17 protein-coding genes are annotated in these 15,487 nt (G+C 70.6%); 6 read left to right on the top strand and 11 right to left on the bottom strand.

Features of this window, described 5'->3' with window-relative positions:
- Positions 1–170 precede the first annotated feature (170 nt).
- The gene (locus ACFWI4_RS17460; RefSeq protein WP_387196718.1) at positions 171–1,262 is read left to right on the top strand and encodes an oxidoreductase; all 1,092 of its coding nucleotides are present in this window, start codon (positions 171–173) and stop codon (positions 1,260–1,262) included.
- On the opposite strand, the gene ACFWI4_RS17455 is transcribed toward ACFWI4_RS17460, so the two are convergent.
- On the bottom strand, positions 1,251–1,616 hold the full coding sequence (locus ACFWI4_RS17455) for a VOC family protein (RefSeq protein ID WP_387196716.1): 366 nt from the start codon (positions 1,614–1,616) through the stop codon (positions 1,251–1,253). The genes ACFWI4_RS17460 and ACFWI4_RS17455 overlap by 12 nt on opposite strands.
- A gap of 489 nt (positions 1,617–2,105) precedes the next feature.
- On the opposite strand from ACFWI4_RS17455, the gene ACFWI4_RS17450 reads away from it, so the two are divergent.
- Positions 2,106–3,059: an AbfB domain-containing protein gene (locus ACFWI4_RS17450; protein ID WP_387196713.1), complete on the top strand. Its 954-nt coding sequence runs from the start codon at positions 2,106–2,108 to the stop codon at positions 3,057–3,059.
- Between the two features lie 84 nt (positions 3,060–3,143).
- Here the strand turns inward: ACFWI4_RS17450 and ACFWI4_RS17445 are convergent, their stop codons facing one another.
- Genes ACFWI4_RS17445 through ACFWI4_RS17410 form a run of 8 tightly spaced genes read right to left on the bottom strand, consistent with a single transcriptional unit; the run spans position 3,144 to position 9,787 of the window.
- On the bottom strand, positions 3,144–3,560 hold the full coding sequence (locus ACFWI4_RS17445; protein ID WP_387196710.1) for a metal-sulfur cluster assembly factor: 417 nt from the start codon (positions 3,558–3,560) through the stop codon (positions 3,144–3,146).
- A complete protein-coding gene (sufU, locus tag ACFWI4_RS17440) occupies positions 3,557–4,021 on the bottom strand; it encodes a Fe-S cluster assembly sulfur transfer protein SufU (RefSeq protein WP_385408382.1) in 465 nt (154 codons plus the stop codon). The genes ACFWI4_RS17445 and sufU overlap by 4 nt, the downstream gene beginning before the upstream one ends.
- Before the next feature lie 15 nt (positions 4,022–4,036).
- A complete protein-coding gene (locus ACFWI4_RS17435; RefSeq protein WP_387196707.1) occupies positions 4,037–5,293 on the bottom strand; it encodes a cysteine desulfurase in 1,257 nt (418 codons plus the stop codon).
- Positions 5,290–6,054 carry a Fe-S cluster assembly ATPase SufC gene (gene sufC / locus ACFWI4_RS17430; RefSeq protein ID WP_387196704.1) on the bottom strand — a complete coding sequence of 255 codons (765 nt, stop codon included), beginning with the start codon at positions 6,052–6,054 and terminating at the stop codon, positions 5,290–5,292. Before sufC ends, ACFWI4_RS17435 begins: the two co-directional genes overlap by 4 nt.
- An 8-nt stretch (positions 6,055–6,062) precedes the next feature.
- Positions 6,063–6,386, bottom strand: coding sequence for a bifunctional 3-phenylpropionate/cinnamic acid dioxygenase ferredoxin subunit (locus ACFWI4_RS17425; RefSeq protein ID WP_339128658.1), 324 nt, complete (start codon positions 6,384–6,386; stop codon positions 6,063–6,065).
- The gene (gene sufD, locus ACFWI4_RS17420) at positions 6,386–7,567 is read right to left on the bottom strand and encodes a Fe-S cluster assembly protein SufD (protein WP_385408377.1); all 1,182 of its coding nucleotides are present in this window, start codon (positions 7,565–7,567) and stop codon (positions 6,386–6,388) included. The genes ACFWI4_RS17425 and sufD overlap by 1 nt, the downstream gene beginning before the upstream one ends.
- Positions 7,568–7,625: 58 nt before the next feature.
- Positions 7,626–9,047, bottom strand: a complete 1,422-nt coding sequence (sufB, locus tag ACFWI4_RS17415) for a Fe-S cluster assembly protein SufB (protein WP_037625848.1) — start codon at positions 9,045–9,047, stop codon at positions 7,626–7,628.
- Positions 9,044–9,787 (bottom strand): helix-turn-helix transcriptional regulator, encoded by a 744-nt coding sequence (locus ACFWI4_RS17410; RefSeq protein ID WP_385408375.1) that lies wholly within the window; start codon positions 9,785–9,787, stop codon positions 9,044–9,046. Before ACFWI4_RS17410 ends, sufB begins: the two co-directional genes overlap by 4 nt.
- 161 nt (positions 9,788–9,948) lie before the next feature.
- Here ACFWI4_RS17410 and ACFWI4_RS17405 point away from each other — a divergent pair, with 161 nt between their 5' ends.
- From ACFWI4_RS17405 to ACFWI4_RS17390, 4 genes are all read left to right on the top strand, one after another.
- Positions 9,949–10,791 carry an aminoglycoside N(3)-acetyltransferase gene (locus tag ACFWI4_RS17405; RefSeq protein ID WP_387196699.1) on the top strand — a complete coding sequence of 281 codons (843 nt, stop codon included), beginning with the start codon at positions 9,949–9,951 and terminating at the stop codon, positions 10,789–10,791.
- 11 nt (positions 10,792–10,802) lie between these two features.
- Positions 10,803–11,726: an ABC transporter ATP-binding protein gene (locus ACFWI4_RS17400; RefSeq protein ID WP_385408371.1), complete on the top strand. Its 924-nt coding sequence runs from the start codon at positions 10,803–10,805 to the stop codon at positions 11,724–11,726.
- Between the two features lie 187 nt (positions 11,727–11,913).
- On the top strand, positions 11,914–12,630 hold the full coding sequence (locus tag ACFWI4_RS17395) for an ABC transporter permease (RefSeq protein ID WP_387196772.1): 717 nt from the start codon (positions 11,914–11,916) through the stop codon (positions 12,628–12,630).
- Between the two features lie 69 nt (positions 12,631–12,699).
- Positions 12,700–13,707 carry a heme A synthase gene (locus tag ACFWI4_RS17390; RefSeq protein ID WP_387196696.1) on the top strand — a complete coding sequence of 336 codons (1,008 nt, stop codon included), beginning with the start codon at positions 12,700–12,702 and terminating at the stop codon, positions 13,705–13,707.
- 60 nt (positions 13,708–13,767) lie between these two features.
- Here the strand turns inward: ACFWI4_RS17390 and ACFWI4_RS17385 are convergent, their stop codons facing one another.
- Together ACFWI4_RS17385 and ACFWI4_RS17380 are read right to left on the bottom strand one after the other, a co-directional pair.
- Complete coding sequence (locus ACFWI4_RS17385) at positions 13,768–14,874, bottom strand: amidohydrolase family protein (protein ID WP_385408365.1); 1,107 nt, start codon at positions 14,872–14,874, stop codon at positions 13,768–13,770.
- Between the two features lie 127 nt (positions 14,875–15,001).
- Entirely contained in the window at positions 15,002–15,358 is a 357-nt protein-coding gene (locus tag ACFWI4_RS17380) for a hypothetical protein (RefSeq protein WP_385408363.1), read from the bottom strand.
- Positions 15,359–15,487 lie beyond the last annotated feature (129 nt).

Here is a 15,487-nt window from a genome sequence, read left to right as displayed (position 1 = left end):
ACACATGGTGCACCCACTGCGGGAACGGATGTGTGTGTCCGATGACGGCGACCTGCCCCGTACGGATCCCGTATTTCCCGTGGGCACCGCGCGCCCCAGCGGATATCGTTCGCGATCACAAGGGGGCCGGAATCGAACAGATTCCGCACGACACATGGAGCGCGAGGGGCATGTCGGACAGTTCGGGGTGGGGACCGTCGGGACCGTACGGGGGCCCTCCGGGCGGCTGGGGCTGGATGCCGCCGCCACCGCCGAGGCCGGGCGTGATCCCGCTCGCGCCGCTCGGCGTGGACCACATCCTCGGCGGCGCCTTCACCACGATGCGCCGTTACGCGAAGCCGCTGTTCGCACTCACCTTCGTGGGCGTCGCGATCCTGGCGGCCCTGACCCTGGGCCTCGACTACCTCGCCTACCTCTATGTGAAGCCGGAACTGCACCGGATGACCTCGGCGCCCCGGTCCGTCGAGTGGACGGATCTGCGGGCCGTCCTGATCGCGTTCGGCTGCGTGTGGGCCGTGGGCACGGTGGTCTCCCTGGTCGCGAGCTCCTTCGTCCAGGCCTCGTCCGCCGCGACCCTGCACGACGCCGTGCTCGGGCGTCGGGCCCAGGTCGGGACCGTGTGGAAGCGCGCCTGGTCGCGCACCCCGTCCGTGCTCGGGGTGACGCTGCTGCTGACCCTGGTCGTGGTGGTGCCGACCATGCTCCTCGTCGTGCTGTTCTGGCTGCTCCTGGCCGCCACCGCGAGCGGTGATCCGTTCGCGATGCTCGGCCTGGTCCCCCTGTTCCTGCTGCTCGCGGTGCCGCTCATGGTCTGGCTGTTCGTCCGGTTCAGCTTCGCCCCGGCCGCCGCCGTCCTGGAGGGGGCGTCCCCGTTGACGGCGATGCGCCGGTCGGCGCGGCTGGTCCGCGGCGCGTGGTGGCGCACCTTCGGCATCCTGCTGCTGGGCGGCGTGATCACGTTCGTCGTGTCCCTGCTCGTCGACGTGCCGTTCCAGTTCGCGATGCCGGCCCCGCAGCCGTACGACTTCTCGTCCGCGCAGGAACCCGCGACCGTGACCGAGATCTACGCGCAGATGCTGCCCGCCATGGGGCGCTCCCTGGTGCTCTCGACGATCGCGGGCATCTTCGTCCAGCTCTTCTCCCTGGTGTTCATGCCGCTGGTGGGCAGCCTGCTGTACATCGACCAGCGCATCCGCAAGGAGGGCCTGGCGGACGTGCTGGTGCTCGCGTCCGCCGGGGAGACGCCGGGCTCAGTCCAGTAGGGACTTCTTCGGCCTCAGCACGCAGAACTCGTTGCCCTCGGGGTCGGCGAGGACGGTCCAGGTGACGTCCTCGCCCTGCCCCACGTCGGCCCGGCGCGCCCCGAGGGCGAGGATCCGCTCGACCTCGGCGTCCCGGTCGTCCGGAGTGAGATCGATGTGGAGCCGGTTCTTGACGGTCTTGCGCTCACCCGCGGACACGAAGCAGATGCCGGGGAGCGCGTGCGCGTCGGCGCCGATGACGATCTCGTCGTCGTCCTCGAACAGCACCTGCCAGTCGAGGACTTGGCACCAGAAGCGGGCGAGGGCCGGCAGATCGTGGGCGTCGATGACCAGTTGGTAGAAGGAGACAGCCATGAACGGCAGTCTCCCCCGCCGCCGCACGCCCCGCCACCGCGTCCGCCGACCCGGCACATCCCCCGCACGCGAACGCCGCGCCCGACCCGTCCACCCCGACCAGGCCCGTCCACCCCGACCCGGCCCGTCCGCCGCCCGGCCCGTCCGGCGCCCCGTGCACCCCGCGCACCCCGTGCACCCCGTGCACCCCGTGCACCCCACCAGAAGCGACCCCCGAGTCCTCCTGCGGGGCCCGCCGCCCCGGAACCCTTCCCGCGGAACCCCGCCTCTTGCCCAACTCCTGCGCGCCTGTGGGCGATTGCCCGAAAAGAACCGCACGTAAATCCCTGCACCGGGGCGGGAAACGACTGCTCGGTAGTCACCGGTTCCACTACTGTTTCACCAGCCGCACACCGGGTCTTCATGACCGCCCCGCTCCGTGTGCCGCCCGCACCCCAGCCCTTCGCTTCGCCCGCTCACGCGCTCGCCCTCCCCCGTTTAGGAACGCGCATGCCAGAAGTGACGCCCGGATCCGGTCCGGACGGGTCCACCCCCTCCAGGGAGATCGTGCCCTGGCGCCCCACCCCGCACGGCACTCCCTACCCGGTGCAGGCCGACCTCGTCCCGCTGTCCACGGCACCCTGGGACGCGATCGGGGCGGACGACGAGGGCCGGCTGCCGGGGACACGGCGGCTCTGGCTGGCCGGCGCGCTCGCGGTGGCCGTGACCGTCGCCGCCGTGGCCGTGATCTCCGTACAGACACGGTCCGCCGACGCCGGGGCGCACGACACGACCACGGCCGACACGGCGAACCCCTTCCTCCTCGCCGCCCCCGTCGCGCCGGCGGAGACGACCACCGCCCCGGCAGGCAAGAACGCGCTCTCCTCACCGGGGAGTTCACCGGTGGCCTCACCGGACGCCTCGTCGCCGGGCTCCGCCTCGCCGCGGCCGTCCGGCACCGGATCCGGCGGCCGGTCCACCTCCGGGAAACCCGCGCCCAGCGCGTCCGGTTCCGGTTCGGCGCCCGGGCGGACCTCGGGGCTGACATCGGTCCAGGCGGTCAACTACCCGGACCGGTACTGGCATCTGAGTGATGGTCAGGTGCGGCTCGACCCGGTGAGCCCGTCCAGTGCGGCCTCGACCCGGCGGGCCGCCAGCTTCAAGGTGGTCGCGGGACTGGCGAGGTCCTCCTGCTACTCCTTCGCCACCTCCGACGGCTCCTACCTGCGCCACCGCGACTTCGTCCTGCGCGCCGACCGCGACGACGGCTCCGCCCTCTTCCGCGAGGACGCCACCTTCTGCCCCCGTACGGCCTCCCGTTCGGGCGCCGTCATGCTGGAGTCGGTCAACTACCCGGGCCGCTTCCTGCGCCACCGCGACTTCCGGCTCGTCCTCGGACGTCAGGAGCGCGGCCGTCTCTACGCGCAGGACTCGGCGTTCCGCCTGGTGCGGGGCCTGGCCTGAGCTCCGAGCCACAGCGCGAAGGGGCGGCACCCGAAGGTGCCGCCCCTTGCGAGGACTCGGGGCCAAGACCCCGGAGCCGGAGGATCAGACGTTGAACCCGAGCGCGCGCAGCTGCTCGCGGCCGTCGTCCGTGATCTTGTCCGGGCCCCACGGCGGCATCCAGACCCAGTTGATGCGCAGCTCGTTGACGAGGCCGTCCGTGGCGGACTTGGCCTGGTCCTCGATGACGTCGGTGAGCGGACAGGCCGCCGACGTCAGGGTCATGTCGATCGTCGCGATGTTCGCGTCGTCGATGTGAATGCCGTAGATGAGGCCGAGGTTGACGACGTCGATGCCCAGCTCGGGGTCGACGACGTCGTACAGCGCCTCGCGGACCTCTTCCTCCGAGGCGGACTTCGCCGTCAGGCCCTCGACCGGAGCCGCGGTGGCCTCGGCCGGCGCGACCGCGGACTCGTCCGAGGTCACCGCGGTCTCGTCCGATGTCACTGTGTTCTCGCTCATGCCGTCTTCCTCTCGGCGCTCTCGCCCAGAGCCTGGGCCGTCGCGTCCTTCCACGCCATCCAGCTGAGGAGGGCGCACTTGACCCGGGCCGGGTACTTGGAGACACCGGCGAACGCGACCGCGTCCTCCAGCACCTCCTCCATCGCGTCGTCGGGCTCGATCCGGCCCTTGGACTGCATCAGTTCCAGGAAGGTCTCCTGGATCCGCTGCGCGTCGGACACGTCCTTGCCGACGAGCAGGTCGTTGAGCACGGACGCGGAGGCCTGGCTGATCGAGCAGCCCTGCCCCTCGTACGAGATGTCCGCGATCCGGTCGCCGTCGTACTTCACGCGCAGCGTGATCTCGTCACCGCACGTCGGGTTGACGTGGTGCACCTCGGCGTCGCCATCCCGCAAGCCCCGTCCGTGCGGGTGCTTGTAGTGGTCCAGGATGACTTCCTGGTACATCGAATCCAGCTTCACGATCCAGCCAGCCCCTCAGCCGAAGAAGTTCCGGACGTGCTCCAGCCCGTCGACCAGAGCATCGATCTCGGCCGGCGTGGAGTACAGATAGAACGACGCCCGCGTGGTCGCGGGAATTCCGTACCGCAGGCAGACCGGACGGGCGCAGTGGTGGCCGACCCGGACCGCGATGCCCTCCTCGTCGAGGACCTGGCCCACGTCGTGCGGGTGGATGTCGCCCAGCGTGAACGAGATCGCCGCGCCGCGGTCCTCGGCCGTGGTGGGGCCGATGATCCTGAGGTCGGGGACCTCCGCGAGCCGCTTCACCGCGTACTCGGTGAGCGCGTGCTCGTGGGCGAGGATCTTGTCCATGCCGATCGAGGACAGATAGTCGATCGCCGCGCCGAGTCCGACCGCCTGCGCGATCGGAGGGGTGCCCGCCTCGAACTTGTGGGGGGCCGGAGCGTACGTCGACGAGTGCATCGACACGGTCTCGATCATCTCGCCGCCGCCGAGGAACGGCGGGAGGTCCTCCAGGAGTTCCTGGCGGCCCCACAGGACGCCGATGCCCGTCGGACCGCACATCTTGTGACCGGTGAAGGCCACGAAGTCGGCCTGGAGGGCCTGCACGTCGAGCGGCATGTGCGGCGCGGCCTGGGACGCGTCGATCAGGACCAGGGCGCCGACCTCCTGGGCGCGGCGCACTATCGCCTCGACCGGGTTCACGGTGCCCAGGATGTTCGACACCAGCACGAAGGAGACGATCTTCGTCTTCTCCGTGATGATCTCGTCGATGTTCGACAGGTCGAGACGGCCGTCGTCGGTGAGGCCGAACCACTTCAGCTTCGCGCCGGTGCGCTGCGAGAGCAGCTGCCACGGAACGATGTTGGAGTGGTGCTCCATCTCGGTGATGACGATCTCGGTCTCGTGGTCGACGCGGTAGGGCTCTTCGGCCCAGCCGAGCATGTTGGCCACGAGGTTGAGCGACTCGGAGGCGTTCTTGGTGAAGATCACCTCGTCGCGGCTCGGCGCGTTGATGAACGCGGCGACCTTGTCGCGCGCGCCCTCGTACAGCGCCGTGGCCTCCTCGGCGAGCACATGCACACCGCGGTGGACGTTGGCGTTGTAGCGCTCGTAGTACTCGTTCAGGGCGTCCAGCACCTGGCGCGGCTTCTGCGAGGTCGCCGCGTTGTCCAGGTACACGAGCTTCTTGCCGTCGTGGATCTGGCGATCCAGGATGGGGAAGTCCTTGCGGATCGCCTCGGTGTCGAGGAGGCCCGGCAGCTGCGTCACGCGGATACGCCACCCTTCGTGTAAGCCTCGTACCCCTCGTTCTCCAGCTTGTCGGCGAGCTCGGCGCCGCCGGACTCGACGATGCGGCCGCCGGAGAAGACGTGGACGAAGTCGGGCTTGATGTAGCGCAGGATGCGCGTGTAGTGCGTGATGAGCAGGGTGCCCACCTCGCCGGTCTCGCGGACGCGGTTGACGCCCTCGGAGACGATGCGCAGGGCGTCGACGTCCAGGCCGGAGTCGGTCTCGTCGAGGATCGCCATCTTCGGCTTGAGCAGTTCGAGCTGAAGGATCTCGTGGCGCTTCTTCTCACCGCCGGAGAAGCCCTCGTTGACGTTGCGCTCGGCGAAGGCGGGGTCCATGGAGAGGCGCTCCATGGTCTCCTTGACCTCCTTGACCCACGTACGCAGCTTGGGGGCCTCGCCGCGGACGGCGGTGGCGGAGGTGCGCAGGAAGTTGGAGACCGAGACGCCGGGGATCTCGACCGGGTACTGCATCGCGAGGAACAGGCCGGCGCGGGCGCGCTCGTCGACGGACATCGCGAGGACGTCCTCGCCGTCGAGGGTGACGGTGCCGCCGGTGACCGTGTACTTCGGGTGGCCCGCGAGCGAGTAGGCGAGAGTCGACTTGCCGGAGCCGTTGGGGCCCATGATGGCGTGCGTCTCGCCCTGCTTCACGGTCAGGTCGACGCCCTTGAGGATCTCCTTCGTGGCGTTGTCGGCCTCGACGGTGACGTGCAGGTCGTGGATTTCAAGCGTTGCCATGGATTGCCTCAGGACTCCTGGTTGAGGGAGACGAGCACGTCGTCCCCTTCGATCTGAACGGGGTATACGGGGACGGGGCGCGTCGCGGGAAGGCCGGACGGCTTGCCGGTGCGGAGGTCGAACGCGGAGCCGTGCAGCCAGCATTCGATCTGGCAGTCCTCCACCTCGCCCTCGGAGAGCGAGACGTTCGCGTGCGAGCAGATGTCGTTGATCGCGAACACCTCCCCCTCGGTCTTCACGACCGAGACAGGCGTGCCGTCGAGTTCCACCCGCTTCGGGGTGTTCTCCTCCAGCTCGCTCAGTCCGCAGGCGCGCACGAAGGTGCCGGGCATCAGAGCGACGCCTCCAGCTCCTCGTCGATCTTCACGAGAAGGCGCTCTTCGATGTCGTCGACACCGATCTGCTGGACCAGTTCGGCGAAGAAGCCGCGGACCACCAGACGGCGGGCCTCGTCGGCCGGGATGCCGCGGGCCATCAGGTAGAAGAGCTGCTCGTCGTCGAAGCGGCCGGTCGCGGAGGCGTGGCCGGCGCCGACGATCTCACCGGTCTCGATCTCCAGGTTCGGCACGGAGTCGACGCGGGCACCGTCGGTCAGAACCAGGTTGCGGTTCATCTCGTAGGTGTCCGTGCCCTCGGCCTTGGCCTCGATGAGGACGTCGCCGATCCAGACCGCGTGCGCCGCCTCGCCCTGGAGCGCGCCCTTGTACATGACGTTGGACTTGCAGTGCGGGGTGTTGTGGTCGACCAGGAGGCGGTGCTCCTGGTGCTGGCCCGCGTCGGTGAAGTACAGGCCGAACAGCTCGGCCTCGCCGCCGGTGCCCGCGTACGCGACGCGGGGGTGGAGGCGTACGAGGTCGCCGCCGAAGGTGACCACGAAGGACTTGAAGGTGGCGTCGCGGCCGATCAGCGCGTTGTGCTGGCCGACGTGGACGGCCGAGTCGTCCCAGTCCTGGACGGAGACGACGGTCAGCTTGGCGCCGTCACCGAGGACGTAGTCGACGTTGGCGGCGAGGACCGCGTCACCGGTGTGGTCGATGACGACGACGGCCTCGGCGAAGGCTCCCAGCTCGACGACCTGGTGGCCGTAGGCGACACCGCCCTCGCCGTGCACGGCGATCCGGATGGGCTCGGTGAGCACCGTCTCCTTGGGGACGGTGACGACACCGGCCTTCTCGAAGGCCGAGAACGCCTGGGCGGCGACACGGTCCACGGGGGTGCCGGCTCGGCCGATCCGGGCGTCGTCGCGGGCGACCGTCTCGACGGTGACGCCCTCGGGGGCCTGCACGTCGACGCGCACGCCCTCGCCGGTCGCGACGGCGGTGCCGTCGTGCAGCCCGCGCAGGCGCTCCAGCGGGGTGAACCGCCATTCCTCCTCGCGGCCGTGGGGGACGGGGAAGTCCGCCACGTCGAAGGACGGGGGCGCGCTCATGCGCGTGGCGACGGTCGACTCGGCGGCCACCGCGATCTGGCCCGCGGTGGTGGAGCCCACGGGGATGTTCTGAGCCTCAGCCATGGCTGTCGGTCTGCTCGCTTTCTTGCGTGAGTGGCTTGACGGGGACTGCGGCTCGGGATTAACCGACCGCGCCCTCCATCTGGAGCTCGATCAGCCGGTTGAGCTCGAGGGCGTACTCCATGGGCAGTTCCTTGGCGATCGGCTCGACGAAGCCTCGCACGATCATGGCCATCGCCTCGAACTCGGTCAGACCGCGGCTCATCAGGTAGAAGAGCTGGTCCTCGGAGACCTTGGAGACGGTCGCCTCGTGGCCCATGGACACGTCGTCCTCGCGGACGTCCACGTACGGGTACGTGTCCGAGCGGGAGATGGTGTCGACGAGCAGCGCGTCGCACAGGACGTTCGACTTGGAGCCGTGGGCGCCCTCGCCGATCTCGACGAGACCGCGGTAGGACGTACGGCCGCCACCGCGCGCCACCGACTTCGACACGATGTTCGAGGAGGTGTTCGGCGCCATGTGGACCATCTTGGAGCCGGCGTCCTGGTGCTGGCCCTCGCCCGCGAAGGCGATGGACAGGGTCTCGCCCTTGGCGTGCTCGCCCATCAGGTAGACGGCCGGGTACTTCATGGTGACCTTGGAGCCGATGTTGCCGTCGATCCACTCCATGGTCGCGCCCTCGTACGCCACGGCGCGCTTGGTGACCAGGTTGTAGACGTTGTTCGACCAGTTCTGGATGGTCGTGTAACGGCAGCGGGCGCCCTTCTTCACGATGATCTCGACGACCGCGGAGTGCAGGGAGTCCGACTTGTAGATCGGGGCCGTGCAGCCCTCGACGTAGTGGACGTAGGCGTCCTCGTCGACGATGATCAGCGTCCGCTCGAACTGACCCATGTTCTCCGTGTTGATACGGAAGTAGGCCTGGAGCGGGATCTCGACGTGCACGCCCTTCGGCACGTAGATGAAGGAGCCGCCGGACCACACCGCGGTGTTCAGCGACGCGAACTTGTTGTCGCCGACCGGGATGACCGTGCCGAAGTACTCCTTGAAGAGCTCCGGGTGCTCCTTGAGAGCGGTGTCGGTGTCCAGGAAGATGACGCCCTGCTCCTCCAGGTCCTCACGGATCTGGTGGTAGACGACCTCGGACTCGTACTGGGCCGCGACACCGGCGACGAGGCGCTGCTTCTCCGCCTCGGGGATGCCGAGCTTGTCGTACGTGTTCTTGATGTCCTCGGGCAGGTCCTCCCAGGACTCCGCCTGCTTCTCCGTGGAGCGCACGAAGTACTTGATGTTGTCGAAGTCGATGCCCGACAGGTCGGAACCCCAGTTGGGCATGGGCTTCTTCTCGAAGAGGCGCAGGCCCTTGAGGCGGAGCTTGGTCATCCACTCCGGCTCGCTCTTCTTCGCGGAGATGTCACGGACGACGTCCTCGTTGATGCCGCGCTTGGCAGAGGCGCCGGCCGTGTCGGAGTCGGCCCAGCCGTATTCGTACTTGCCCAGACCCTCGAGTTCGGGGTGGGCAGTCTCCGTGGGGAGCGTCATGCGGGGTTCCTCCCGGCCGTGCTTGCGGATGCGTTGTGAGTGTCGTGCGAGATCTTGGGGATGAACGTCGTGCACACCCCGTCGCCGTGGGCGATGGTGGCCAGTCGCTGGACATGCGTGCCGAGAAGCTGGGAGAAGAACTCCGTCTCCGCCTCGCAGAGCTGCGGGAACCGCTCGGCGACATGCGCGACCGGGCAGTGGTGCTGGCAGAGCTGCTCGCCGACCGGTGCGCTGCGCGCCGTGGCAGCGTACCCGTCCTTGCTGAGGGCCTTCGCCAGGGCTTCCGTGCGTTCCTCGGGGGTCGCGGCCTCGACGGCCTCGCGGTACGCCCCGGCCTGAGCGGCGATGCGGGCGCGGGCGAAGGAGAGGATCGCCTCGTCCCCGCCCTCGCGCTCGGCGATCCAGCGCAGGGCGTCCTCGGCGAGCTTGTCGTAGGACTGGTCGAAGGCGTCCCGACCGCAGTCGGTCAGGGCGAACACCTTGGCGGGACGGCCGCGTGTCCGCGCTCCGTACACCCGCTGCTCGCGTGCCTCCACGATGTCGTCGGCGGCCAGCGCGTCCAGATGACGGCGTACGGCGGCGTGGGTCAGGCCCAGTCGGCCCGCCAGGTCGGCGACGGTCGACGGGCCGTGGTCCAGGATGGACCGCACGACCCGGTTGCGCGTCGAGCGCTCACCGGTCGCGAGTTCCTCCTGCGGGGCCCCCGCGGGGGTCTCCCGAGCCTCGCCAACGTTTTTCACAACACCATTGTTGCGTAATTCCTCAGGGCCTGACAAGCCGCACCCTCCCGGGCGGGCGGTGCGCTGTGTCACTTAGGCATACCTAAGGTGACCTGCGCAAACGATCTTTGATCGATCAATTCGGTGGCACGAGGGCCCCGTCTCGGGGAGACTCCCTGACCATGCCGACACCCCCTCCGACCGGCCCACTCGTCACCCGGGACACCCTCGCGGCGGACCTGCGCGCGCTCGGCGTCCGAACGGGTGAGACGCTGCTCGCGCACTCCTCGCTGAGCGCCCTGGGATGGGTCAACGGCGGTGCCGTGACCGTCGTCCAGGGACTGCTCGACGCCCTGGGTCCGGACGGCACCCTGGTGGTCCCGACCCAGTCCGGCGACCTCTCCGACCCCGCTCTGTGGAGCCGCCCGCCGGTCCCCGAGGAGTGGTGGCCGGCGATCCGGGCGACCATGCCCGCCTACGACCCCCGTGTGACCCCCTCCCGCGGGGTCGGCGTGATACCCGAGACCGTCCGCACCTGGCCGGGCGCCCTGCGCAGCGACCACCCGGAGACCTCGTTCGCGGCGCTCGGCCCGGACGCGGCGGCGGTCGTCGGCGGGCACGCGGTCGACTGCCGGCTCGGCGAGCGCAGCCCGCTGGCCCGGCTGGAGGCCCGCGGGGCCCGGGTCCTGCTGCTCGGCGCGGGCTACGACAGCTGCACCAGCTTCCATCTCGCCGAGTACCGCGTCCCCTCGCCCGTCGTGGAGGTCGGACGGCCCTCCCCCACCGGCTGGGAGACCGTGCGGGAGGTGTCGATCACCTCCGAGATGTTCGAGGAGCTGGGCTCCGACTTCGAACGGGACCGTCCCGTCGTCCGGGGCACCGTGGGCGCGGCCCGGGCGCGGCTCTTCCCGGTGGCGGACGCGGTGGCGTACGCCGAGCGGTGGCTGCCGGTGCACCGGCCGCGGGACCTGGCCGTGGAGACCACGGCCGCCCCCGGCGGTTCCGGGCCGCTCCGACGTCCCTAGACTTGCTCCTCATGCGAAGCGAGCCCGTGGTCCAGGTCCAGGCCCTGGTGAAGCGGTACGGCACGAAGACCGCGGTGGACGGCCTCGACCTGGTGGCCACGGCGGGCATCACCGCCGTCCTGGGACCCAACGGCGCGGGCAAGACGACGACCGTCGAGACCTGCGAGGGATACCGCAGGCCGGACTCCGGCACGGTGCGCGTCCTGGGCCTCGACCCGGCGAGACAGTCCGGCGAGCTGCACACCCGCATCGGGGTGATGCTCCAGTCCGGCGGGGTCTACTCGGGCGCCCGCGCCGACGAGATGCTCCGCCACGTGGCGAAGCTGCACGCCGACCCCCTGGACGTGGACGCGCTCATCGAGCGGCTCGGCCTCGGCGGCTGCGGCCGTACGACGTACCGGCGGCTCTCCGGCGGCCAGCAGCAGCGCCTCGCGCTCGCGATGGCGGTCGTCGGCCGGCCCGAGCTGGTCTTCCTGGACGAGCCGACCGCGGGTCTCGACCCGCAGGCCCGCCACGCCACCTGGGACCTGGTCCGCGACCTGCGGACCGACGGTGTCTCGGTGATCCTCACCACGCACCACATGGACGAGGCCGAGCAGCTCGCCGACGACGTCGCGATCATCGACGCGGGCCGGGTGGTGGCCCAGGGTTCCCCCGAGGAGCTGTGCCGCGGCGGCGCCGAGAACACCCTGCGCTTCACCGGCCGCCCCGGGCTCGACGTGAACTCCCTGCTCAAGGCCCTGCCCGCGGACTGCACGGCGGCCGAGCTGACCCCCGGGTCCTACCGGGTCGGCGGCAAGGTCGACCCGCAGCTGCTGGCGACCGTGACGTCCTGGTGCGCCCAGCACGGTGTGATGCCGGAGAAGATCTCCGTCGAACGCCACACCCTCGAGGACGTCTTTCTCGAGTTGACCGGCAAGGAGCTGCGTTCATGAGCCAAGTCCGACCGCAGATCGGCCGGGGGTCCGGGGGTTGTCCCCCGGGAAGGCACAGCCTCGAGTTGACCGGCAAGGAGCTGCGTTCATGAGTCAGGCACGGCTTGGAGCCGACCGGCGAGGAGCCGCGCCCGTGACCACCACCGGCACGTACACCCCGAAGCCGGGCGCGGCCCCGCTGCCCCGCATGATCCGCGCGCAGGCCGCGCTGGAGACGAGGATGCTGCTCCGCAACGGCGAGCAGCTCCTCCTCACGGTCGTGATCCCGACGCTGCTGCTGGTGCTGTTCAGCTCGGCCGACATCATCGACACGGGTCCGGGCAAGGCCGTCGACTTCCTGGCGCCGGGCATCCTGGCGCTGGCCGTGATGTCGACGGCGTTCACCGGCCAGGCCATCGCCACCGGCTTCGAGCGCCGCTACGGCGTCCTGAAGCGGCTGGCCGCCTCGCCGCTGCCGCGCTGGGGGCTGATGACCGCGAAGACGGCCTCGGTCCTGGTGACCGAGATCCTCCAGGTGATCCTGCTCACGGCGATCGCCTTCGCGCTGGGCTGGTCCCCGCACGGCAACCCGCTGGCCGTACTGCTCCTGCTGGTCCTCGGCACGGCCGCCTTCTCCGGACTCGGCCTGCTCATGGCGGGCACGCTCAAGGCGGAGGCGACGCTGGCCGCCGCGAACCTCGTCTTCCTGCTGTTCCTGGTCGGCGGCGGGGTGATCGTGCCGCTGGACAAGTTCCCCGCGGGCGCCCAGGACGTACTGGGCCTGCTGCCCATCTCGGCGCTGTCCGACGGTCTGCGGGCGGTGCTCCAGCACGGAGCCCAGATGCCCTGGGGCGACCTGGGCGTACTGGCGGTCTGGGCGGTCGTGGGCCTCGGCGCGGCCGGCCGGTTCTTCCGCTGGGAGTGAGCGGACCGGTGAGCGGGCCGTCCCGTCCGGGCGGACCCTCGTGAAAGCGTGCACAAGCGGGCCCCTACGATGGTGCGCGTGCAGAACCTGACCCGAGCCGACGCCCTCAGCGCGGTGCGCAACCCGCTCGCCTTCATCGCCGAACGCTGGACCCCGGCCACCCGGACGGTGCGGCGCGCGGCCCTCTCGGCGCTCGTCATGTCGGTCGTGATCGTGGTGACCGGCGGTGCCGTGCGGCTCACCAGCTCCGGTCTCGGCTGCCCGACCTGGCCCAAGTGCACGGACGACTCGCTCACGGCGACGAGCGCGATGGGCTTCCACGGAGCCATCGAGTTCGGCAACCGCATGCTGACGTACGTGCTCTGCGCCGCCGTCGGCTGGGCGATCGTCGCCGCCCGCTCGCAGAAGCCGTGGCGGCGCGGTCTGACCCGGCTCGGCTGGGCCCAGTTCTGGATCGTCATGAGCAACGCGGTCCTCGGCGGGATCGTCGTGCTGGTCGGACTGAACCCGTACACGGTCGCCGCGCACTTCCTGCTCTCCACCGCGCTCATCACGGTGGCCGCGCTCATGTGGCAGCGCACCCGCGAGGGCGACGCGGCGCCGCGTCCGCTCGTCGGCAAGTCGGTGCAGCAGCTCGTGTGGTTCCTGGTCACCGCCGCGGTCCTGCTGATCGCGGCCGGCACGGTCGTCACCGGCGCGGGCCCGCACGCGGGTGACTCCAGCGAGGTCGAGCGCATCCCGGTCAGCTGGGAGACCGTGGCCAAGCTGCACGCGGTGCTGGCCTGGATCGTCGTCACGCTGACGTTCGCCCTGTGGTTCGTCCTCAAGGCGGTCGACGCTCCCCGGGGTCCGCTGCGGCGCACCCGGGACCTGTTCCTGATCCTGCTGTCCCAGGGCGTCATCGGGTACGTCCAGTACTTCACGGACCTGCCCGAGGCCCTGGTCGCCCTGCACATGCTGGGCTCCTGCCTGGTGTGGATCGGGGTGGTGCGGGTCCTGCTGTCCCTGCGTGAACGCCCGGAGCTCACGGCGGACCTGCCCGGCCCCGCGACCACGTCGGCCCTCAGCCGCGCGTAGGCCCGTCCCGGGCGCTCTCCGCCCGGCCCCGTCCGGGGGCGCCTTCAGGGTGCCCCCGGCTCACTCCAGTCCGTACACCCGCCGGGCGTTGCCCGCGGCGATCAGGGACGCGACCCGCTGGGCGTCGGCCGGTGACCAGGCCCCGTCGGCGACCCAGCTGCCGAGCACCCGGGCCAGCGCCTCGCGGAAGAGGCGGGCCCCGATCACATGGAGTTCGGGCAGCCCCCGCGCCCCGCTGGAGAAGAGCAGCTTGCCGAAGGGGGCCAGCTCCAGGATCTCGGCGAGGACGTCGGCCGAGCGCGCGCCGGTGCGCACCAGGGCGGCGCCCAGATCCGCGTAGACGTGCGGGAAGACCTCGGCGAGGTGGGCCGCGTGCCGCTGGTAGGGGTAGCCGTGCAGCAGGACCAGGTCGGTACCGAGGCCCGCCGTGGCGCGGGCGAAGTCGGTGAGCAGCGCCGGGTCGGTGCGGTCGATGCGCTGTCCGGGCTCGCCGAGTCCCGCGTGCAGTTGCAGGGGCCGGCCCGAGGCGACCGCGATCCACAACAGATGGCGCAGCAGGACCGGGTCGGTGAGCCGGCCGCCCACCCGCCGGCCGGCGAGCCAGCGGCCCGCCGCGCCCCTCACCTCTCCCGGTCCGGGCGGTTCGGGCGCGAGGGCCAGACCGTGCCGTACGCCCGCCACGGAGGTGAAGGCCACGGCGTTCGCGGCGGCTCCGTGGACGGATTCGGCGAGATTGGCGAGAAACGCCTCGACGGTTCCCGAGGTGTCCGCGACCTGTTCGGCGAGCAGTTCGAGCCGGACGATCTCGTGCGCCCTGGCGTCTCCCGTGGAGGCCATCTCGCCCGGTCCGGTGAGATCACCGGGCAGGCCGGTGTCCACGAGATACGTGGTGATGCCGCTGCCGCGCAGCAGCCGGCGCCCCGACTCCAGCACGCCCAGTTCACGGCGCCGGGCGAGATAGCGGGCGGGCGTGCAGTGCGGTTCGAGTCCGAGCAGGGGCGGGCACCAGCGCCGTACGGCGAAACCGGTCTGGGTGTCGAAGAACGTGGTCCCCGCGGCCGGCGGGCCCCCGGATCTGGAGAGGTGGGCCTCGAAGGTGCCGAGGCCCAGCTCGGTCCGCAGTACGCCGTGGCAGTACTGGTCCACGAGGGACGGCGTTTCGATCATCCGGACTCCCCGCGAGTGGACCGTTGCTTTTCAGGTCCTAACGGCTGAGCCGGGTGTCAGGTGTTGGTCGCGCGCACCCCGTGCGAACGGCCGACGATTGTCGGCCGTCCGTGCGAGGGGTGGCGTGTCAGTCGTTGGAGGGACCGCCGACCTGGATGCCGGCCATCCGCTTCCACTCGTACGGGCCGGTCCTCACCTTGGCCGCGAACTCGCCGTCGAAGCTCTCGTGGACGGTGATCCCGGCCTTCTTCACGGCGTTCTCGGCGATCTCGTAGCTCGTCGCCACGAGGTCGCCCCAGCCGCCGTCCTCGCCGACGAGGACGATGCGGGCGCCGCGCTGTCCGATGTACGCGACCTGGGCCTCGGCGCCGCCGTGCGCCTTGGCGAAGGCGGTGATCCGCTGCGCGAGCTTGGCCGCTGCGCGGTCGGCCCTGGGGTCCTGGACGGTGCCGGGGGTCTCGTCGATCTGCTCGGTGTCTGCCATGGCCAGGATGCTACCGACGAGTAGACCGAACGGCGACGGGAGGGGTGGGGGGGGGGGGGGCGCCCCCCCCCCCCCCCCCGGGGGGGCCGGGGTGGGGGCGGGGGGGCGGGGGGGTGGGATAAAAAAAAA

The sequence above is a fragment of the Streptomyces sp. NPDC127038 genome (assembly GCF_042725875.1).
Classification (GTDB): Bacteria; Actinomycetota; Actinomycetes; order Streptomycetales; family Streptomycetaceae; genus Streptomyces.
This window is presented reverse-complemented; position numbering and strand designations above follow the sequence as displayed.